Source organism: Bacillus cereus group sp. N12 (assembly GCF_016483575.1).
Taxonomy (GTDB): Bacteria; Bacillota; Bacilli; order Bacillales; family Bacillaceae_G; genus Bacillus_A; species Bacillus_A toyonensis.
In genome coordinates this window covers 74,455-96,472 of sequence record NZ_JAEHBO010000013.1, presented here as the reverse complement: position 1 = coordinate 96,472, position 22,018 = coordinate 74,455, and the positions used below count along the sequence as shown (strand labels likewise).

The window sequence follows — 22,018 nt, the reverse complement described above, 5'->3', positions numbered from 1 at the left end:
CATCACGATGATTTTTTAAAGCACCCATCATAAAAAATCTCTCCTTTACCTCTTTTTTATCAGTGTTGACACATAAAAAGAGGTTCAGACACATAAACAGGCTGTGGAGAAGACTTTCTCCACAGCCTGGAAAACTCCTCTTAATTAGAGGAGTTTTTGTATTTATTAAGAGCAGCACCATATCGCTTTATCAAATGATTTTTTCGGAATATATACTTTATCATTTTCGATTTTGTATTGAATATTATTTTTCTTAAAAGCTGCTGTGTCAACAGAATGAATACTATCACCCCACCGAACAAATTCCCTATCGTCACCGATGTCCCCAAAATACAAACTTACAAATACGATAAGAAGACATGAACATAGAGCGAGCAACTTCTTTTTCTGCAAATATCTCACCTCATCTGTGTTTCCTTTTAACCGCAATTAAAAACGCAATAAATAATACGTTCACACCGACGATTAAGGAGATAAATAACCAATTCACACCTGTTTCTTTACTAACAGTATACACATTCGATTCTTCGCGCTTTAAAACGAGATAGAACTTCCCGTTTTCTTCTCTTATAATTTCGTCTTCTAACAATCCTCTTAACTGTTGTTTTTCACCAATTGCACTTGCAGGTAAGGCAACTTTTTGTGTTTCTTTCGTATTATTAATTGCTACTAATGTTACTTCATCTTTGTACTTTCGTTTTAATATACTCATTCCATCTTTATCATATAAAAGTTCAAACGTACCACGTCGTAAAGATGGTCTCATTTGTCTAAGTTCGCCAAGCTTTGTTATGTGCTGCATAAACTTTTCATCTGATTTAAAATCCATTAATCGGCGATTATCCGGTACGCTTCCTCCATCTAATGCGATTTCAGTTCCGTAATAAAAATTCGGAATCCCTGGTGATGTTAATAAATAGGTAAGAGCTAGTTTCAAACGTGATGGCGGGTAATACATATTTTCTTTTGCGATACGTGCAAACCTTTTTGTTTCTTGATTATCTAAAAACGTAACAAACTCCTCTTCTTTTTTACTCACATCATATAACGATTTCACCGATACATCCGCTTCGGAAAACGATTCTACTATTTTTTCATTGTATTCACTATCTTCTTTTGTCATAATACGAAAATCTTTCTTTATCACTTGCATATCCTTTTGAACGTCACCCCAGAAAGAACGCGGCTTTTTTTCACTATGTATTACATAACTTCCATCTAAATCGACTTCTTTTACCCACCATTTCATCGAGTCGATTACTTGTTGTTCGTTTTCTCCAAATGGAAATTGAAATACAACTTTCATTCCTTTTTCGTGAGCTTCTTTTACAAGCTCTTTCACATCATTTTCTGTTCCGAAATGTTCATTTACTTTTTGAAAATTTCGCACGTCTAATCCATCATACTGTCCACTTTCAAAAAGCGGCGAAAGCATAACAGTCGTAAAACCCATTTCTTTTATATAATCCAGCCTTTTTATAATCCCTCTTATATCTCCGCCCTGATAACCTTCTAAATTACCAACGTCTAACTGCTTGTCATTTTTCGGTTCTCCATTATTGAAGCGATCAATCATAATCGAATATATGACTTCATCTCGCCACTCTCTTTTTTCATCTGCAAAAGTATGTATTGGTACAAACAAAACGACAGCTAAACAAAAACAAATGAATAGGTTCCTAGTCCATATTTTTTCCACACGCATCCCCCAAGTTTTTTAATTGTAAGAATATTATACCAATTATCCAAGCAAATCGCATACGCTGATTTCATTCCTTCAAAAATACATAATGTTAGATTTTCTTACATGATTAATAAAATTTTCTAAAAATTCAGTTGATTTTCACCTCAATTTCGAATATGATATAAAACATAACAAACAATGTAATATTTTCTAACATTATAGGAGGGGATTGAATGAATACGGGAGATACAGTTTTTATGTTTGTAACGACAGTAATGGTCATGTTAATGACACCAGGATTAGCACTTTTTTACGGAGGCATGGTTCGTAGTAAAAATGTATTGAGCACAACGATGCACAGCTACAGCGCAATGGCTATCGTCTCAATTCAGTGGATTGTAATCGGTTATTCTTTATCTTTCGGACCAGATTGGCACGGACTTATAGGCAATCTCGATTGGTTCGGCTTAAACGGAGTTACCTACGTACCAAATCCAGACTACTCATCTACTATTCCTCACAATTTATTTATGATGTTCCAACTCATGTTCGCTATTTTAACTCCAGCTTTAATTTCAGGTGCATTCGCTGAAAGAATGCGTTTTTCTGCCTTTCTTATTTTTATTCTTCTATGGACAACACTCGTTTACAATCCCGTCGCTCATTGGGTATGGGGCGTTGGCGGATGGCTAAGAGAACTTGGCGCGTTAGACTTCGCTGGTGGTAATGTCGTTCATATCACTTCTGGTGTTGCCGGTCTTGTATTAGCGATCTTCCTCGGAAAACGAAAAAACATAAACGGTACCTCTCCTCACCATTTACCATTTACGATGTTAGGTGCAGGTTTACTATGGTTCGGGTGGTTCGGTTTTAACGTCGGGAGTGCATTATCATTAAACGACGTCGCTTTAACTGCATTTATTAATACAAATATAGCCGCCGCTGCCTCTGCTCTAACTTGGATGCTATCTGAATGGTTCTTCCAATCGAAACCGACTGCGATGGGAGCTGCTTGCGGGGTTGTTTCCGGTTTAGTCGCAATTACGCCAGCTTGCGGATTTGTTACACCTTTCTCCGCCCTTCTTATCGGAGCAATCGGGGGCGTATTATGTTTCGGTGCTGTCTTCTTCTTGAAAACGAAATTTGGGTACGACGATACACTTGATGCATTCGGATGTCACGGCATTGGAGGAACTTGGGGCGGTATTGCAACTGGACTTTTCGCAACTACTACTGTAAACGGTGATGGCGCTAACGGTCTGTTTTACGGAAACGCAGCTTTACTATTTAAACAACTTGTCGCAATCGGAGCAACATATGCATTCACAATTATAATGACATACGCCATTATTAAAGCGATCAACTACTTCCTCCCTGTTCGGGTAGATGAGCACGAAGAACATATGGGACTTGATATTTCGATGCACGGTGAGAAGGCTTATGAGTATACTGAGCGAGTGAATTAAAAAAGAGATGCAATCTACTACTAGTAGATTGCATCTCTTTTTATTATACTGTCGGTGGTATACCCTAGTTGGTATATTCATGAATATATCAGCGATTATTCGGATATATCGACGATTTTTTAAATATATCAGCGATTCTTTCATTATATCGACGTTTCGACACAAAATATCGATTTACCAACAAATTCCGACATGATAAAAACGAAAAATACCCCGTGTAAAGCTTATTTTACACATAAAAAGACGACCGAAAACCGGTCGTCTTTTTCTATTTATTTCGGAGCATTCCCTACATATTGCGTAATATCAACATTTAACGCTTGAGCTAAACGCATACCGTACTCTTGATCTGCACGGAAGAAGTTACAAACAGCTAATAATTTCGTGCGCTCATTTACGTCTTTTAAGTCGTTTGTTAAGTTTGCAATTAAGTTATCTTGCTCTTCTTTAGAAAATGAACGGTAACGCTCCCCTGCTTGTTTGAAGTCATTTGGTTTCTCAATTTTTTCACGAGATACGTAGCCTTCTACTTTCATAGTTGAATCGCGGTAAGTTGGATCTTCAACCGGATTTTCCGTATGACGGCTCGGTTCGTAGTTTACCGTAGATGGGTTTTGATTTACTTGCATTGCACCATCACGTTGTTGGTTATGAACAGCTGCATATGGGCAGTTTACAGGAATTTGTAAGTAGTTTGCACCAAGGCGATAACGCTGTGTATCTGGGTAAGAGAATAAACGTCCTTGTAATAATTTATCTTCAGATGGTTCAATACCATTTACAGTTGCACTCGGAGAGAACGCCACTTGTTCTACTTCCGCAAAGAAGTTTTTCGGATTACGATTTAACGTCATTGTTCCTACTTCCATTAATGGGAAACGATCTTCGGGCCATACTTTCGTTGGATCTAGTGGATCAAAGTCTAAAGAATCCGTTTCATCTAGTTGCATCACTTGTACGTGTAAATCCCACTTCGGATAATTTCCTTTTTCGATTGCATCGAACAAGTCACGAGTTGCATGGTTGAAGTCTTTCCCTTGCACTTCTTGCACTTCTTTTGCATTTAAGTTACGTACACCTTGCTGTGGTTTCCAGTGATATTTAATGTAGACGATTTTACCTTCTGCATTAATCCATTTAAATGAATGGACACCGAAACCTTCCATTTCACGATAACTCGCTGGTGTACCGTAATCAGAAAATACCCACGTCATCATATGTGTAGATTCCGGACTTAACGTCATGAAATCCCAGTAACGATCTGGCGTTTGAATGTTTGTATCAGGTGCTGGTTTTAAAGAATGCACCATATCAGGGAATTTAATTGCATCACGAATGAAGAAGACTGGTAAGTGGTTACCTACGATATCGTAATTTCCTTCTTCTGTATAAAATTTAACAGCGAACCCACGTGGATCACGAGCTGTTTCCGGAGAACCTTGACCATGAATAACCGTTGAGAAACGAACAAATACAGGCGTTTCAGTTCCTTCATTTTGTAAAAATGCGGCTTTCGTATATTGCTTCATGCTGTTTTTCGTTACGAATACACCGTGAGCACCTGCACCACGCGCATGCACAACACGCTCTGGAATACGTTCACGATCAAAATGTGCAAGTTTTTCTACTAAATGATAGTCTTCTAACAATACCGGTCCACGGCGACCAGCTGTACGAGAGTTTTGATTATCTCCAACTGGAGCACCTTGGTTTGTTGTTAAGCGATTATTTGGATTCATCTGGGGATCCTCCTCTTTCTTTCGTAGTAATTATTATTTATTTAAAATAATTATAAACTAATTATTATTCAAAACTAAATCTTTGTCAACTATTCCCTTCATTTTTTTGGAAACAATTTCAGCTAAACAATCAATAAATACAGGTTGTGCATTTGGCATATTCGGTCTAAAATATTGGGCGTTTAATTCATCCGTTACAACCTTACATTCATAGTCGTTGTCATATAAAACTTCTAAATGCTCTGCCACAAATCCAACTGGGCAATATACGAAAGATTCATATCCATGCTCTTCAAATAAATCTCTCGTTAAATCTTGCACATCTGGTCCAATCCATGGGTCTGGTGTATTTCCTGCACTTTGCCAACCAATTGTATAGTGCTTTACACCTGCTTCTGTAGCAATTAAATCTGCTGTTTGCCGTAATTGCTCTACGTATGGGTCACCTGCTGCAATAATCTTCTCTGGTAAACTATGCGCCGAAAAAATTACGACTGCTTTTTCTTTATCTTTAACTTTTGTAAACGTTTCTTTTATTTGATCTGCCCAATAGGAAATAAACTTCGATTCGTCGTACCATTGTTCAATTGGTTCAATAACAGGGCCACCAATTTTTTCCGAAAGACGAATCGCGCGTTCATTATACGCTTTAATGCTGAATGTAGAGTAATGCGGTGCTAATACGATACTAATCGCATGCTCAATCCCATCTTTCTTCATCTCTTCTACTGCGTCTTCTATAAATGGTGCAATATGTTTTAATCCTAAGTAACAAGTAAATTCATACTCTGTAAATATATTATTCATTGAATCCGTTAATTTATGCGCTTGCTCTTTCGTAATTTTCGCAAGCGGTGATATTCCACCAATTGCTTTATAACGCCCGATTAAATCTTGGAGCGCTTCTTCTGTTGGCTTACGCCCATGACGGATATGTGTATAATACGCTTCTACATCATCCAATGACTCCGGCGTTCCATACGCCATTACGAGTAAACCTATTTTTTTCTTTGCCATCTATTTCACACCTCAATTTTTGAAAATGAGAATCTTTTTCAAGAACGTTTGTTTCCAATTATAACAAGCAATAATAAGTACGTCAAAATAATAATTCTAAATAAATATTATTTATAAGGTGGTTTTTAATTTTATATGACAATTTATTTAATAAAAAAAGCGGCTCACGTACATGTAAGCCGCTTTTTTGCTATTCTTTAATATTTACCCCATACTCTTTAAACCAAACGTGAATTTGTGCTAAATGAGCTAGAAGTTGCGGCCCAGTCATTAATTGACCGAACCAAGGTGTTTGGAATGCACTTCCGCCTGAGTGGATTAATCCATTCAATTGCTCTTTATCAAACAATTCATGCAAAATTGAGCCTTTATCCGTTAATAAATCCTGTAGCCATACTGTTACCGCTTTTGTATAATGCGGGTTATGCGTTTTCGGATAAGGACTCTTCTTTCTATATAAAATGTCATGTGGAAGTATCCCTTCTAAAGCTTTACGCAATAGACCCTTTTCGCGGTTTTCATACATTTTCATTTCCCAAGGAATATTCCACGCATATTCGACAAGTCGGTGGTCCGCAAATGGAACGCGCACTTCTAAGCTTGCTCCCATACTCATGCGGTCTTTTCTGTCTAATAATGTTGTCATAAACCATACCATATTTAAATAAAATAATTGTCGTCTCTTCGCTTCTAGTGGGCTTTCTCCCTCTAAAATAGGAACTTCTTGAATGGATTCTTCATAGCGCCTTTGTACATATTGTTGTAAATTTAATTTACTTCTCCATTCTTTCTTCAGAAGTTGTTCACGTGCTTCTGTAGAGCGCATCCATGGGAATGCACTTGATTGTAAATCATCTTCTCTATAAAACCACGGATACCCACCGAAGATTTCATCTGCACATTCTCCAGATAAACCGACGACAAAGTCTTGTTTAATTTCGCGGCAAAACCATAATAATGAGGAATCGATATCTGCCATACCAGGCAAATCACGAACGAGCACCGCTTCTGTTAAACACTCTGCTAGCAGTTCATTTGAAATGACGCAACGATGGTGAGTCGTTTGAAACGTTTCAGTCATTAAGTTAATAAACGGCGCATCTGAATTGGGTTGGAATGCATTTGCTTTAAAATATTTTTCATTATCTTCATAGTCAATAGAATACGTGTGTAATGGCCCTTTCCCTGATCTTTCATATTCTTTTGCAGCAATTGCTGTTATAGCACTTGAATCTACACCACCTGATAAAAAAGTGCATAACGGTACATCAGAAACGAGTTGCCTTGTAATAGCATCTTGTAATAAAAAGCGTGTTTTCTCTACTGTTTCTTCAAAGGAATCTTCATGTTTTTTGCTTTCTACATTCCAATATCTCCATATACATAAACCATTTTTTGAAAATGTCATTGCGTGGCCCGGTCGTAATTCTTTTATACCAGCATAAATACCGTGACCAGGCGTTCTAGATGGTCCGAGGCCGAATATTTCTGATAACCCTTCTAACGTTACTTCAGCCTTCACATCAGGATGCGCTAGTATCGCTTTTAACTCTGAGCCAAATAGTAATCGTCCACTATCATATTTATAAAATAGCGGTTTTACACCTAATCGATCTCTTGCAATAAATACTTGTTCTTTCCGTTCGTCCCATACAGCAAACGCATATATACCGTTTAAATGATCGACACATTCTTCTTTCCATTCAATATACGATGCTAATAATACTTCCGTATCAGAATGACCTTTGAACGTATATCCTCTTCTTAAAAGTTCCTTTCGAATGTCTTCCGTGTTATAAAGTTCGCCGTTATAGCAAATTGCATAATTCGCTTCATCCTTTAAACAAGTCATCGGCTGTTTACCACCCTCAGGGTCAACAACGATTAACCGTTTATGCCCAAACGCGACATTACCCTTAATCCAAACTTTATTATCATCTGGGCCACGCTTCGCTAACGTCTCAGCCATCTTCATAACGACGGCCCTTTCTCCTTCTAATGAGCGTTTATAATCCACCCATCCTGTAATCCCGCACATATAAATCATCCTTCCATCTTATTACTTTTCCTGAACGTGCAGTAATCCCCACTCTAAAAGTGCGGATACAAAAAAATGACAAACTTGACGATAACCTACCATCCGTATACGGAATAGTAATTTCACTCAGTAAAACGTGTTTTATTGTATGCCCACCTATGTCCGGATGTGTCTAGTTATAAAGAACGCGCGAACTGTCTATAACAAGAATAACTACTTTTCATAAAGGAGAAATCATGTATGATACAACGTAAACATATTTTATATAACCAGCCTCGTGCTCATTCAGTCGGTAATGTAGAATATATAAACAATGAATGGGTATTCTTTGATGATGAAAATGACGAAGCATTTTTATTAGAAGATATTGCCGAAGATGGCTTTGAGGTTTTATATAACAACAACTGGCTACCAGCTCGTTTTTATGAACAAAACATATTGCAAATCGCAAATGAACAACATCCCCTCCAAAACGGGGAAATGATACGCATTCGTAAAAAATTACTCCTTAGCTATCATGAATGGCTTGAGGAATTACCCGATTCTGTTTTTGCGTTATTAACAGAATCATTGCAATCACTTCATTACTCTCTATATGATTGCATGTATTGCCATAATTATTTATCCTTCTTACCGAAAGAGGAAGCATGCGAGGGAGTAAATATTCTTTTATTTGATAATGAAGAGATGATCTGTACACTGCAGCACCATTTCGTTCGTCACTCTTCTTCAAATAAAAATATTTTCCGTTTTACGAAAGTAAATGGAGAAGAGTTGCATATCGATGCGACATAAAAATAAAAACCACCGTATCCCCCAAACATTTGAGAGATACGGTGGTTTTATTTTTTATTAGAATACTTGCCAACCAATCGGTAATTTCAGTCCAAGGTAAAATACCGCTACTAGTGCGACAATAAATAATCCCCAAACTGCCCCTGTTGCCTTATTCTTGCTCATTTTCACAAGAACCATTTCCATTCCACCGATAACTAAAATACCAGCTATCATTTTTAAACCGTACCACATGTGCATGTTACTTGTTGCAGTCTTCATAATACCCATGTACAACATGAAACCTGTCACAATAATGATAATGTACATAAGACGAAGCCCCATATGTACACCTTTCCCTTTTCTTCCTGCTGAATAAAGTGAATACGCAACGAAGAATAAAATTAAACCTAACGCCCATGCTGTAATATGCATATGTACCATCGTATCCCCTACCTCCTCTTTTCACACTTTTTCACTCTATATGATAACATGTTCATTTATTTTCAGGAAATGTTTCGCTTTTTTACATTTAAATGATATAATATTTAGAGTATTTACAAACTTCTTGTAATAACAAAAGGGGGAACAATCATGATTCAAACTAAGGATATTATCGAACTTACAGACACATACGGAGCAAATAACTATCACCCACTTCCAATCGTTATTTCTAAAGCAGAAGGCGTTTGGGTAGAAGATCCTGAAGGAAATCGCTATATGGACTTATTAAGTGCATATTCTGCAGTTAACCAAGGTCATCGTCACCCAAAAATTATTAACGCTTTAATTGACCAAGCTAATCGTGTTACGTTAACTTCTCGTGCTTTCCATAGTGATCAATTAGGCCCTTGGTACGAAAAAGTTGCGAAACTAACTAATAAAGAAATGGTACTTCCAATGAATACAGGTGCAGAAGCTGTTGAAACTGCAATTAAAACAGCTCGCCGCTGGGCTTATGATGTGAAAAAAGTAGAAGCAAACCGCGCTGAAATCATCGTTTGTGAAGATAACTTCCACGGACGTACGATGGGTGCTGTTTCTATGTCATCAAACGAAGAGTACAAGCGTGGCTTCGGTCCAATGCTTCCTGGCATTATTGTAATTCCTTACGGTGATTTAGAAGCGTTAAAAGCTGCAATTACACCAAATACAGCAGCATTCATTTTAGAGCCAATTCAAGGTGAAGCAGGAATTAACATTCCACCAGCTGGTTTCTTAAAAGAAGCTCTTGAAGTATGTAAAAAAGAAAACGTTTTATTTGTAGCAGATGAAATCCAAACAGGCTTAGGCCGTACTGGTAAAGTATTTGCTTGCGACTGGGACGATGTAACTCCTGACATGTACATACTTGGTAAAGCACTTGGTGGCGGCGTATTCCCAATCTCTTGCGTTGCAGCAAACCGCGACATTTTAGGTGTATTCGAGCCAGGTTCTCACGGTTCTACATTCGGTGGTAACCCACTTGCATGTGCTGTTTCTATCGCAGCTCTTGAAGTGTTAGAAGAAGAAAAATTAACAGAGCGTTCTCTTCAATTAGGAGAAAAATTAGTTGGGCAATTAAAAGAAATTGATAACCCAATGATCACTGACGTTCGCGGTAAAGGTTTATTCATCGGTATCGAATTAAACGAGCCAGCTCGTCCTTACTGTGAACAACTAAAAGCAGCTGGTCTGTTATGTAAAGAAACACACGAAAATGTAATTCGTATCGCACCACCTCTAGTAATCTCTGAAGAAGATTTAGAGTGGGCATTCCAAAAAATTAAAGCTGTTTTATCGTAATGATAGAGAGGTTGTCCTACGCGTTAGGGCAACCTCTTTCCTTTTATAGTGATTTATATTAAAGTTTAATTGTAATTTTCTGTTTTTTATTCATAGAAGGAGGTGCGACATGCTATTAAGATATGGTAAACATATTAACTATTTAGCTACAGCTTTTATTTTAGTTACATTCTTTGGTTTCATCCTTTCCACAACATGGCTTCATTACTCAACTCCTACTACACTCACACTACTGAAAGCATCATTTTGGACTGCTGTTATTCTTACTATTATTGGATTTGGACGAGAAAAAAGCGCACTTGCGGTTATATTATTTGGCATTTGTACACTTGCATTAATTGGTCTTTACACTTTTGCCGTTATCGATTACCTCTATAACCCGAGACCATAGAAAAAGCTATCTTTATACAAGATAGCTTTTTTCTTCATTTCACTACATTTCGCAAAGTACCAATTCCCTCTACTGTAATGACCACTTCATCACCAGCGTGTAAAAACTTCGGTGGTGTAAAGCCCTTTCCGACACCAGCCGGCGTTCCTGTTGCGATAATATCGCCTGGTTCTAATGTCATCCCTTTACTTATCGTTGAAATAATTTCTTCAATTGAAAAAATCATTTTATTTGTGTTTGAAGTTTGTCTTACTTCTCCATTTACTACTGTTTCGATGTGTAATGCGTTCGGCGTTTCAACCATTGATTTATGCATTAAATACGGTCCCATCGGACAAAACGTATCGAAGCTTTTCCCAAGGAAAAACTGTTTATGTTTCCTTTGAATGTCACGAGCGGTTACATCATTTATAACTGTATATCCGAAAACATGGTCTAGCGCTTTTTCTTTTTTTATTTGCTTCCCGCGCTTACCAATAACAATAGCTAGTTCCCCTTCATAATCTAGTTCATTCGTTGCGTGGGAATGCCCATTGATTTTCTCATCAATTCCAATAACTGTTGTTGGTGCTTTCGTAAAAATCATTATATTTTCCGGAATAGACTCTACTCCGCCCATCTCGATTGCATGTTCACGATAGTTTTTCCCAACACAAAGTATATTCTTTCTTGGCCTTGGAATTGGTGCTAATATTTTCACCTCTGTTAACGGATAATACGCTACCCCTTCATTTTCCTTTGCCCAATGTACAATTTCACATATTTTCTCAAGACATTCAGTCCCTCTTTCAATACACTCTAACATTGTAATCGGAATCGTAACTTTTTCCCCTTTTTGTCTTTGCGCTTCTCTTAAGTGCAGTACTTTTTCTTCCTCTTCGTCTACAATACCTACAAATACCTTTTCCTCTTTCTTCGCCGTTACAAAACGCAATATTTCCACTCTCCATCCTAAAACTCATACCATTTAATTGTATTCGCATCTATAAGAAAAAAACCTTCTCATGCACGCTAATTTTTACAATATTCTTCTCACGCCTTATTCGTTACTCATTCATTATTTGACATAAAATGTAGAATTTTTACTTTTTTTAGCGAAGTTGTTTCTTTTTTATGCGATTTTTGTATAATATGTACTACATATATACTAAAAATTTCATTTAGAGATGGAGCCGATTTCAATGTTTGAGCAAGCTATTGAAAAAAAACGTGAAAAAATGATCTATTTTGCTGAACGCTACGGAATGACTTCTCAAAAAACAGTGGATTGTAGCCAAGAACTGGACAGGCTCTTAAATGTAATTTGGCATGTACATACGAATTTTCACCATAATCAAACACTCGATACACACACGCAATAACGTGTGTGTTTCTTTTATTTCAAAAAAACACACATTTTATTGAAAACGCCCATACAATAGTAGAAAAGAAAATTTTAAAAACGAAAGGTGTTTTATATGCCAGCTATGGTCGGACATATTCGTATCGTCAATATTGGGTCAAGTGGTATTTTTCACATTGGAGATGTATTTGCGATTAGGCCTATTAGTTATTCACGTGCTTTCGCTGGGGCCGGCTCTTTTAACGTTGGAGATAATGTTTCTGTCTACAATTATCAAAGCGCAACGACTGTCAATGATTCAGATGTAATCGATCAAGCGATAATTGGTTCAACTTAAAGGAGGCAATTGCATTGAATTTTTACGTGAACCAAAGTATTATCATTAACAGTATTAGAATCGATAGCATTACGACTTCTTCTGTATTCCAAATTGGTACAGCCGGAAGTATTAAAGCTCTATCTAAATTTTCAAATACGGGTGGATTTACAGAGCCTCTTCGCCCATTACAGGCGAAAGGACAAATTATTTCTATCAAACCATCAAATAGTTCTTCTTAAGGCATCCTTGTCATAAATATATAGCAGGAATATATTTACCCTCCCTATTGAAAAGGAGGTTTCACAAAATGAATCAAGATATATATACTTACTTACACCAACTTCAGCAAGCTCTCCAAATACAACAAGCAACCATCCTTAGCCTAGAAGATCAAGTCCGCCAATTACAAGAAGAGCTTAATGAATTAAAAAGTCGCCCCTCCTCTTCTATAGGAAAAGTGGAATACAAATTCGATCAATTAAAAGTAGAAAATTTAAATGGCACTTTAAATATTGGTTTAAATCCATTTTCAACAAAAGGACAACAAATTGAAGATTTTCAAGTTGATACAGAAACATTGAAGGTCAATCCTGAAACTGACACCAACCCTGACTTTTATCAAGGTATCCTTCAAGAAATGCATCGCTACTTAGATGAAGAAGCATATAATCGAATTCTCCATTTTGAACAAGAAGAGAGAACACCGCTTGATGAAATGTATCGACAAATGATGGTTGATGACATAAAAAAACAGATGGAGCATAGACTTCCTTATTATTTATCACAAGCTCAATCATATGAAGGTATTTCAACGGATCCAGATTATTTACGAGACCTCATTATTCAAGCAATGAAACAAGATATCGACAAAGCCTTTCTATCCTTTATTCAGCACATACCGGGAAATTTCCGAAAGGAGTAAGTATGTATGAATCTTAACGTTGTAAATCGTGAGTTAAAAGTCGGACAGATTAAAATGAACGGTGTATCTTCGTCCGCTCTCTTTTTAATTGGGGATGCAAATTTCCTCATTTTATCTTCTATTCTTGATACACCGTTTGAAACTGTTACAGAGGGTCCATTTGTACCATTAGTAACAGATGTCCCTCCTACTCCAGGTTAAGGAGACTGAGAAATTATGTTACATCATGTGTCTATTGTCCAAAATGTTTCTATTATTTCTTTAGGGATTACTGCTGTATTTCAAGTTGGAGATGCAAATCAAATGGAATTAAAAAGTAGAGCTCTTGCCGTCCACAGGGAAATCCCTTGTTATATAAAAGGTGAAGGGCGCTTAGATGCATTTGAAATCTTTACAGATGAACACATTACAATCCCAAAGCGAACGACAGATGTCAAATTAAATATTATAAATGAATGCCCTTTTATTGAAGTAAATAACGTTGAATTGCGAACACTTTTAAATTCTGGTTGCTTTCAAATTGGAAATGTTGATTATGTTTTTAATAACTCTCGTATTATGCAAATCCGCCAATATATTACGGATGAACCTTCCGCTCAATAATTCATATAGTAATTAAAAAGCTTAGTAAAGTAGGTGGATGGTATGCCTTCTGTTGTTGGAAATCTCGTCGTTCAAAACAGTAACGGTTCTTTCAATTTAGGAGATTTTTATAACGTGTCTCCGAAAGAAAACACGAAAGCTTATAACGGGTCCGGAGCTTCTAATGTCGGATTTGTCGTCAACACTTTTAACGGCGTTAGTGCAACAAATACGTTTGATTCTGATGTGGCAGATCAAGACCAGATTGGAACGGCATAAAAAAGAGGTGTCTCCTATAGGTGACACCTCTTTTTTATATGAAATAGTAACGGATCTTTTCTTTGAAAATTATTCATCACATCACCATTTATTTAAATGATAACCCGCTCTCCTCCAAAGCCTTCCTAAGCTTCGGCAAAGACGCAGGTCCCATACCATGCAGTTTTAAAATTTCTTTTTCACTATATTTTGAGAGTTCTTCTACAGTTTGAATTCCATGGTGTTCTAATGCCCTTCTTGCTGGCGCTGAAAGAAGAGAGAGAAAACCTTCTTTTGGCTTTCTCTCTTTCTCACAGGTTGGGCAAGTTGGACAATCGCTACTTTTATAGTACTCGTGTCCCTGTTCACAAGTTCTTAACGTTGTCATTTTTTATAGCCCCTTTCTGTTGTCTATTCCTCAATTTTCACAACATGATTCCCATCAAAGAAGTATAAGCATTTCTCTTTCACAGGATGTTGTAAGCTTTTTTCGAGTGCTTTTGCATATAACGAAAGCTGCACTTTATAGCGATCTTCTAAAATTGGTTTTGCTTGTTCAAATCCGCCTGGGAATTTACCTTCAATCGTATCTGTTTTGAAATCGATTAGCGTAATACCATCTTCTTCTTCAATCATGCAGTCGATAACCCCTTGGACAAGAATCGATTCCCCGCTATTCCCTTGCCAATCTTGATATGCTTCTTCTGCTGATAGCATCATCGTAAATGGAACTTCACGCTCAACACTTTTCGCCGCTAATACCCTTTTACCTAAGTCACTGTCAAAGAATGAAATTACTTTTTCAATCGCTATTTCTTCCGCCTGCTCGAATGTTAATAATTCCTTATTTACCATTCCAGCAATTTGTTCTTGAAGAACTTCAACCGTAATCGGCTTCTTCAAATCAACATGTTGCATAACGGCATGGACTGCCGTCCCACGCTCTGCGTACGTTAATCCTTTTTTCTCCATAAAGCGCGGACGTGTTTTAATTGGTGCACGTAGTTTTTTAATAAAGGCGTTATCGCTACCTTCTTCAGATTGATAATTTCTCTTTATTTCTGTAACAGATTGCTTCGCACGATGAGAGGTTGCTTCCTCATACCCGTACTTCCACATTAACCTATCGTACACTTCTTCTTTTCGTTCACTTTGTAACGGCACAGCCTTTTTCTCACGAAGTGCTTCTAACAACTCTTGTTTCTCTTCTTGAACTGGCTCTGGTGCAAGTAGCGTGTTACCGTCCACAACTTCTACTTTCCAGCTAGTGTCATACCCGTAAATTTCATCTGGAATACTTCCTTGTCCTAATTCAAGAAGCATTTCACTATCACGGTGTCTATATAATGAAGGTGCAATCCAGTCTAAATAACAAGACGCTCCAGCACGTATGTGATCTGGTAATAACCATTCACTATGTTCCCTCGCATCGAGCCATTTTTCCATTTCCTTATTTGCATCCTTAACTGTTCCGATTAAAATTAACTTCTCTTTTGCACGCGTTAAAGCTACGTATAATACGCGCATTTCTTCCGCAATTAATTCCATTTTCATTTTACGTTTAATTGCAAGCTGTGATAATGTCGTATATTTAATTCGTTTACGCGGATCAATGAACTGTGAACCGAAACCGAAGTCTTTATGCAGTAAGAAACGCTTCATTAAATCTTGTGTATTAAAACGACGACCGAGTCCAGCTACAAATACGACCGGGAACTCAAGTCCCTTACTTTTATGAATCGTCATAATGCGAACAACATCTTCTTGTTCACCAAGAGCTCTCGCCGTCCCCATATCGTCACCGCGTTCTAAAATACGTTCAATAAAACGTAAGAAGCGGAATAATCCTCTAAATGATGTTGCTTCATATTGCCTTGCGCGGTCATATAATACGCGCAAGTTTGCCTGCCTTTGCTTTCCAGCTGGTAAACCGCCGACAAAGTCATAATACCCTGTCTCACCGTACACTTTCCAAATTAAATCAGAAAGTGATTGTTGGCGCGCAAATTCACGCCATCCTTGCAGTAAGTTATAAAACCATTCTAGTTTTTCATGAAGTTCTTGTTCTTCTTCAAGCGGTGCACCTTTTAAGAATGAGCTCATTACTTCATAAAATGACCCTTTCTTTCCGTGGGCACGAAGCGTCGCAAGTTCTTCATCATTTAATCCAACGATCGGTGAACGAAGTACTGCTGCAAGTGGAATATCTTGCATCGGATTATCAATAACGCGGAATACGTTCATCATAATATTTACTTCTGTCGCTTCAAAGTAACCAGTCGCAAGGTCTGCATATACTGGAATTCCTTGTAGCTTTAACTCTTCCATAATTTGCGGTGCCCACGGCATAGAGCGAAGTAAAATAACGAAATCACGATATTGCACTGGTCGCATACTATCCGTTTTTCGGTCATACACTTCATAACCTGAATCGACCATCGCTTTAATGCGCTGCGCCATAAGACGAGCTTCCAGTTGCGCCTTTTCGACTTCCGTACCTTCTTCACCCTCTAGCACTTCTTCTTCAGTTTGCTGAATGCATAATAATTCAGCCGCTACATCTTCACCTTCTGGATAACTAGCGCCTAGTTTTAATTCAGCGTCAGCGTCGTAGTCAATCTCTCCAACTTCTTCGCCCATAATTTGTTTAAAAATAAAGTTCGTACCTGCTAGTACTTCATGACGACTACGGAAGTTTTTCGCTAAATCAATCTTCATTCCGCCGCCCGATCCTTCTTGCGTGAAGCGTTTATACTTTCCTAAGAATAAGCCTGGTTCTGCTAGTCGGAAACGGTAGATTGACTGTTTTACGTCACCAACCATGAACAAGTTCCCTTCACTCTCAGAATCTTTCGTTACAAATTTAATAATCGATTCCTGTACGAAGTTCGTATCTTGATATTCATCGACTAATACTTCAGCAAATTTATTACGATATTGAAGCGCTACTGCAGACGGCTTCATTTCACCGTCTTCACTTTGCTCGCTTAAAATTTGTAAACAGAAATGCTCTAAATCTGTGAAATCAACCATTCCTTTATCTCGCTTCATCGCTTGGAAACGCTCTGTAAATACTTTTACGAGCTTCACGAGTTTTTCTAATACAGGATGCATATCTTGAAAATCTCGTAAGAAACTTTCAGGTTTGCGGCTAAATAACTCTTCTTGTAATTTCTTCACTTCATCTTTCGCTTTATTACGAAGAGAGTCTACTTGTTTTACAACATCCTCGTTGTAATCACTTTTCTTAATACGCTTTAACGTTTGCCACGATACGTTTTGCATCGCTTCATACACGCTTGTCCACGATTCACGAGCTGCTGATGATAACATTCCAAGTAAAGCTGCATCCGCTTGTAGGGTTTCAACGCGAGGCGCCGGGCCGTCAGGAAGCATTGCGAGTTCGGTTGCTTTACGAATATGTTGTTCCGCTGTTTCAAGCTGGAATCTCACATCTTCTAATAAGTAAGAAGCATACACTAAATCTTCAATTGTCTTTCCTTCCACGTCGTATGCTTCTACTAATTTATCAAGCCATTTTTCCGGATTTGGATGCGCTCTTGATTCTGTATGAAGCGCTAAAATCATTCTTTGTAAGTCATCATCACTACGGTCACTCGTATAGCGATCAACTAATTCAAAGAAAATACTATTATCTTCGATTCCATACTCTTCTTCTAATATGTCATCTAGCACTTCTTCTTTTAACAACTCATTTTCTGTTTGATTTGCAATACGAAAACGAGGATCAACATCAAGCATGTAGTAATACCCTCTAATTACTTGTAAACAAAATGAATGGATCGTTGAAATAGATGCTTTATTTAATAGGCTCAGCTGTTTTCTTACATGCTGAGATCCTGGCTCATCAATTAGTACTTTTTCTAACGCTTCTCCAATTCGATTTTTCATCTCTTGCGCCGCTGCATTCGTAAATGTTACAACGAGCAGGCGATCGACATCGACTGGATTTTCCTCATTAATAATCTTTTTAATCATACGTTCAACTAATACTGCTGTTTTTCCCGATCCAGCTGCTGCTGCGACTAAAATGTCACGTCCATTCGCTACAACGGCTTTCCACTGGTCATCTGTCCATTGACTACCTTCTGGTTTTTTAGGCCAATTTTCTATCATTCTCCGTCAACCTCCTCTCTAATTTTCTCCATCGCTTCACTATCTTTCATATCTTTTAACGTACGGAATTGATTATCTTCAAGTGATTCATCAAACTGACAGACAGATTTGAAGTTACAGAACGTACATGCCGCTTTATTCCCCTTTTTGTAAGGAGCAATATCAATAACACCTTCTGTAATGTCTTTTCCGATATTTTCAAACGTATGGTGTACATATTTTTGCAGCACGTTAAACTCTTGCTCACTTGCAATGCTAGAACGCGCACTAAAACTACCGTCTTTTTTCAGACCAGCAGAAATAATATCTGAAGTTCCTGTTGAAAGTTTATTATCCATTAAACGAACAACGTCAGCATCTCCTAGTACGAGGCCTTTCATTTTAAATTTCTTTAAAATTTCTTTTTCAATTTCAGCTTCAGATGCGTCACCTTTCATTTCAACAATCGGGTTATGAATATGAAAGTACAGTACACCAGCGGGTGATGCTGCGTGGCCTTTTTTCATCCACGTTTGTGCATTTGTAGTAACGACATCTAAATACGTTAACATTTGAAGTGCCAATCCGTAATACACTTCCGTTAAGTCTAACGCTTTTGAACTTGATTTATAATCAATAATACGAAGGAATGTTCCGTTTTCATCTTCAGCCTTATCCACACGGTCAATACGGCCGATAACTTCCATCTTCACACCATTTGGTAATGAGAATTCCATCGGCGGAAGCGATCCCGTACCGCCCATACCGAATGGCACCTCTAAATCAACTGGTACGAAACCACTCGACTTCGCGTGTTCACGAAGAATGATTGACGTACGGAAAATGATTTGTTGTAGTTTTTGTTTTAAATAGAAATGACGATTTGAGCTTAATAAAATTTGTCTTTGTAATAACGGTGCGATTTCTTCTATTACTAAAACAGAAAGATGCTCACACTCTTTTATTGATAAATCCGCCCAAGTGCGGTTTTCGCGTAATAGCCTGTCTGCAATTCTCTTCAGTGCTGCATGGAATAGTTCACCGATATCTGGTGCATCTAGTTTAAAAATATCACGCTCTCTTAACGATAAACCGTGCTGCGCGAAATGAGCGTACGCACAACGGTTGAAGAGTTCCATACGAGAAACGCTTCCTTTTATTTTATCTCCGTATAAATCTCTACTTACTACCGTACTTAGTTTCTGCGCACGATTTCGATAGAATAAACTTGATAACACGCGACTACTTTTTTGTTTCCATTCATCCGAAGTGACGTAGAAGTTATAGACGTCCCACCAAAAATCTAGATTTCCTTCAAATCCGTATCGCTTCCACGTTTGTAGTTGCTGCATGATATAAGATAACGTCACTTCTGGCGTTGCTACGTATGAAATTTGTTCCGAACGCGATAAGTCGTTTACGTCATTCGTAATAAACGAGTCTTTCACATTAGGAAACATTCTTTTTATTTTCTTAATAAAGCTAGATGCAAGTAATGTCTTTCCTTCTTCATCTGCAAGTGGGCATGAAATATATAATTTCTCAGACGCTCTCGTTACCATCTGATACATAACGAACTGCTCTTCTAATAAAGTTTGTCTCGTCGTTGGCGCGAGTTCAATTCCTGCCGCACCAAGAACTTCTCTTTCCTCATCAGAAAGCATCCCTTCATCCATCGGTGCTGCTGGAATAACTCCTTCATTTACGCCGATAATAAACGTTGCTTTCACATCTGATAACCTGGAGTGATCAATATTAGCAACTAATACTTGATCTAATGATGGCGGAATGTTAGCGAATTGAAGTGCCTCAAGTCCTGTCGACATAACGTCCGTGAACATAGATAGTGACATCTTCTCCTCACCAAGCATTTCTACAAACGTATCAAGAAGGCTCATTACTTCTTCCCATACTTGTTCATGGTCTGTTGCAAATAAGAAATCTCCGCTCTCTTCTGCACGTATACGTAATTCTTCTAACTTCTTTGGAACGTCAAGTTCTTCTAAAAATAAGTAAACCGCTTCGCACATTTGCATCACTGTTCCCGCACGCTTTAACCTTTTTTGCATGCGAATAACTGGCGTTCTTACAACGTCACGCAGCCTGTTTATTTTCTCTTCCATTTCACGTTCAATATCTGTTATCATTCCGTTTGTATCGTCAAGTGAACGGTAACGGCGATACATCCACGGATCCTCAGAAGTCCATCTCTTCCCTTGTACACCGTACGCTAAACAGTAGTTTTCGAACTCATCCATCTCTTCACGCATCATTTCTTTCCTTACGTCTAATGGATATAGAAGCTCTGTTTTCACGCAGCGAAACACCGCGTCATAACGCCAATTTCCGCTAATAATTTCTAAGGCAGAACGAATACACTCTACTAATGGATGATGTGACATCGGGCGTTTTTCATCGATGAAGTGTGGAATATTATAATCTGTAAATAACGTTCGCATCACATCGTAATAACTTTCCCCGTTACGAAGAAGTACTGCAATATCTCGGTAACGATACGTTTCATCCGCGACAAGTCTACGAATTTCACGAGCAACCCCTTCTACTTCAGCTCGTAAATTCGCCGCTGTACTAATTGTTACACTTGCTTCATCATAATACTTTTCATTCGGACGCGCTTCATAATGCGTTTCTAAATGAGCTAATGCCGGAGAATGAAAACGCGGTTGTTCCATAAGTGGAATTGTTTTTTCAATTTCTATTTTCTCTTCACGCGCTACTTGTTTTATTTTTTCATATGTTAACGTCGTTTCATAAAATAAATCCAGTTCATTCACTGGCTGCGCTAATGTTTTTTCATCTATCGTTAACGTAATTGTGACTCTCGCTCCACAAATCATGAGCTGTCTTACAATTTCAAGTTCTTGCGGAGAAAATGAATGAAACCCATCTATATAAATTTCAGCACCATTTACATACTCAGACTGCGGAAGCTTTTCCACTAGCAATTGTAAATAGTCTTCTGAATCTAAATATTTCCCGATTAAAGCACGTTCAAAATCATCATATAATAGCTGTAAATCATATACTTTATTCGCTAATAACTTTTGCTCAGCACTGCTACTATGCGCATCTAATTGTTGCCACATTTCATATACGTTAGATGGCGTCACATTGTAACGTTTAAACTCCGCAATCATACTGCCAAGATGTTCAAAGAAACCGTTTTGCTCCGCTGCTTTTTGGAACACCGATAATCCATCTTTACGAGATTCTACAATTTTACGAAGTAACATATGCACACCCGCTTCATCAATATGAAGACGACTCGCTCCGCCAACTTCTTGCAACACCTTCCAAGCTAATCGTGAAAAACTAAAAACTTGTGCCCGAATAGAACCTCTTACATCCTCCCTTTCAATTAACGCCTGCTGCGTCTGGAATGTCATCTGTTCTGGCACAAGATATAATATTGTTTTGCCTCTCGGGCGCTGTTTTAACTCTTCTTGCACTTCTCGTAAACAAAGTGTACTCTTTCCACTTCCCGCTCTACCAATCACCAATCGAAGTGACATGTAACCCCACCTTTCACTTACACAACGAACGTTAGTTTGCTACTATAATTGT

General features: G+C 37.9%; 21 protein-coding genes. 11 read left to right on the top strand and 10 right to left on the bottom strand.

All coding sequences use genetic code 11. The features are described 5' to 3' along the window. Positions 1 to 165 precede the first annotated feature (165 nt). Entirely contained in the window at positions 166 to 393 is a 228-nt protein-coding gene (locus tag JDS92_RS09870) for a hypothetical protein (protein WP_199631886.1), read from the bottom strand. Positions 394 to 403: 10 nt separating this feature from the next. Continuing rightward, positions 404 to 1,699, bottom strand: coding sequence for an alpha-amylase family glycosyl hydrolase (locus JDS92_RS09865; protein ID WP_000412000.1), 1,296 nt, complete (start codon positions 1,697 to 1,699; stop codon positions 404 to 406). 218 nt (positions 1,700 to 1,917) lie between these two features. On the opposite strand from JDS92_RS09865, the gene JDS92_RS09860 reads away from it, so the two are divergent. Beyond that, a complete protein-coding gene (locus JDS92_RS09860; RefSeq protein WP_199631885.1) occupies positions 1,918 to 3,150 on the top strand; it encodes an ammonium transporter in 1,233 nt (410 codons plus the stop codon). Positions 3,151 to 3,422: 272 nt separating this feature from the next. Here JDS92_RS09860 and katB read toward each other — a convergent pair whose 3' ends face one another. The 3 genes from katB to asnB form a co-directional block, all read right to left on the bottom strand. After that, a complete protein-coding gene (gene katB, locus JDS92_RS09855; protein ID WP_001069169.1) occupies positions 3,423 to 4,889 on the bottom strand; it encodes a catalase KatB in 1,467 nt (488 codons plus the stop codon). A 57-nt stretch (positions 4,890 to 4,946) separates the two neighbouring features. Then, positions 4,947 to 5,906, bottom strand: coding sequence for a ferrochelatase (gene hemH, locus JDS92_RS09850; protein WP_001075094.1), 960 nt, complete (start codon positions 5,904 to 5,906; stop codon positions 4,947 to 4,949). A gap of 190 nt (positions 5,907 to 6,096) precedes the next feature. Further along, the gene (gene asnB / locus JDS92_RS09845; protein ID WP_000333956.1) at positions 6,097 to 7,944 is read right to left on the bottom strand and encodes an asparagine synthase (glutamine-hydrolyzing); all 1,848 of its coding nucleotides are present in this window, start codon (positions 7,942 to 7,944) and stop codon (positions 6,097 to 6,099) included. Positions 7,945 to 8,184: 240 nt separating this feature from the next. Here asnB and JDS92_RS09840 point away from each other — a divergent pair, with 240 nt between their 5' ends. After that, a complete protein-coding gene (locus tag JDS92_RS09840; RefSeq protein ID WP_000616037.1) occupies positions 8,185 to 8,739 on the top strand; it encodes a DUF2777 domain-containing protein in 555 nt (184 codons plus the stop codon). 57 nt (positions 8,740 to 8,796) lie between these two features. Here JDS92_RS09840 and JDS92_RS09835 read toward each other — a convergent pair whose 3' ends face one another. Further along, entirely contained in the window at positions 8,797 to 9,162 is a 366-nt protein-coding gene (locus JDS92_RS09835; RefSeq protein WP_000233490.1) for a YisL family protein, read from the bottom strand. Positions 9,163 to 9,312: 150 nt separating this feature from the next. Between JDS92_RS09835 and rocD the strand changes: the two genes are divergently transcribed. Beyond that, positions 9,313 to 10,503 (top strand): ornithine aminotransferase, encoded by a 1,191-nt coding sequence (rocD, locus tag JDS92_RS09830; RefSeq protein WP_000616647.1) that lies wholly within the window; start codon positions 9,313 to 9,315, stop codon positions 10,501 to 10,503. Between the two features lie 109 nt (positions 10,504 to 10,612). Next, positions 10,613 to 10,894: a hypothetical protein gene (locus JDS92_RS09825; RefSeq protein WP_000926856.1), complete on the top strand. Its 282-nt coding sequence runs from the start codon at positions 10,613 to 10,615 to the stop codon at positions 10,892 to 10,894. Positions 10,895 to 10,928: 34 nt separating this feature from the next. On the opposite strand, the gene JDS92_RS09820 is transcribed toward JDS92_RS09825, so the two are convergent. After that, positions 10,929 to 11,828 (bottom strand): fumarylacetoacetate hydrolase family protein, encoded by a 900-nt coding sequence (locus tag JDS92_RS09820; protein WP_176519418.1) that lies wholly within the window; start codon positions 11,826 to 11,828, stop codon positions 10,929 to 10,931. Between the two features lie 247 nt (positions 11,829 to 12,075). On the opposite strand from JDS92_RS09820, the gene JDS92_RS09815 reads away from it, so the two are divergent. The 7 genes from JDS92_RS09815 to gerPF all read left to right on the top strand — a co-directional run bounded on the left by JDS92_RS09815 (position 12,076) and on the right by gerPF (position 14,338). After that, positions 12,076 to 12,255 (top strand): aspartyl-phosphate phosphatase Spo0E family protein, encoded by a 180-nt coding sequence (locus JDS92_RS09815; RefSeq protein WP_000462852.1) that lies wholly within the window; start codon positions 12,076 to 12,078, stop codon positions 12,253 to 12,255. Between the two features lie 96 nt (positions 12,256 to 12,351). Then, entirely contained in the window at positions 12,352 to 12,573 is a 222-nt protein-coding gene (gerPA, locus tag JDS92_RS09810) for a spore germination protein GerPA (protein ID WP_001111187.1), read from the top strand. Between the two features lie 14 nt (positions 12,574 to 12,587). Beyond that, positions 12,588 to 12,794, top strand: a complete 207-nt coding sequence (gerPB, locus tag JDS92_RS09805) for a spore germination protein GerPB (RefSeq protein ID WP_001012514.1) — start codon at positions 12,588 to 12,590, stop codon at positions 12,792 to 12,794. Between the two features lie 68 nt (positions 12,795 to 12,862). Beyond that, positions 12,863 to 13,477 carry a spore germination protein GerPC gene (gene gerPC, locus JDS92_RS09800; protein WP_001070753.1) on the top strand — a complete coding sequence of 205 codons (615 nt, stop codon included), beginning with the start codon at positions 12,863 to 12,865 and terminating at the stop codon, positions 13,475 to 13,477. A gap of 6 nt (positions 13,478 to 13,483) precedes the next feature. Continuing rightward, on the top strand, positions 13,484 to 13,678 hold the full coding sequence (gene gerPD, locus JDS92_RS09795) for a spore germination protein GerPD (RefSeq protein ID WP_001052804.1): 195 nt from the start codon (positions 13,484 to 13,486) through the stop codon (positions 13,676 to 13,678). A 15-nt stretch (positions 13,679 to 13,693) separates the two neighbouring features. Next, a complete protein-coding gene (locus tag JDS92_RS09790; protein WP_000902326.1) occupies positions 13,694 to 14,080 on the top strand; it encodes a spore germination protein GerPE in 387 nt (128 codons plus the stop codon). 42 nt (positions 14,081 to 14,122) lie between these two features. Then, the gene (gerPF, locus tag JDS92_RS09785) at positions 14,123 to 14,338 is read left to right on the top strand and encodes a spore germination protein GerPF (protein WP_001141566.1); all 216 of its coding nucleotides are present in this window, start codon (positions 14,123 to 14,125) and stop codon (positions 14,336 to 14,338) included. Positions 14,339 to 14,426: 88 nt separating this feature from the next. On the opposite strand, the gene JDS92_RS09780 is transcribed toward gerPF, so the two are convergent. The 3 genes from JDS92_RS09780 to addB are packed head-to-tail and all read right to left on the bottom strand — an operon-like array spanning position 14,427 to position 21,966. Next, positions 14,427 to 14,705, bottom strand: coding sequence for an RNA polymerase alpha subunit C-terminal domain-containing protein (locus tag JDS92_RS09780; protein WP_097958866.1), 279 nt, complete (start codon positions 14,703 to 14,705; stop codon positions 14,427 to 14,429). Positions 14,706 to 14,728: 23 nt separating this feature from the next. Beyond that, the gene (gene addA, locus JDS92_RS09775; protein WP_199631884.1) at positions 14,729 to 18,454 is read right to left on the bottom strand and encodes a helicase-exonuclease AddAB subunit AddA; all 3,726 of its coding nucleotides are present in this window, start codon (positions 18,452 to 18,454) and stop codon (positions 14,729 to 14,731) included. Next, a complete protein-coding gene (gene addB, locus JDS92_RS09770; RefSeq protein WP_199631883.1) occupies positions 18,451 to 21,966 on the bottom strand; it encodes a helicase-exonuclease AddAB subunit AddB in 3,516 nt (1,171 codons plus the stop codon). The genes addA and addB overlap by 4 nt, the downstream gene beginning before the upstream one ends. Positions 21,967 to 22,018 lie beyond the last annotated feature (52 nt).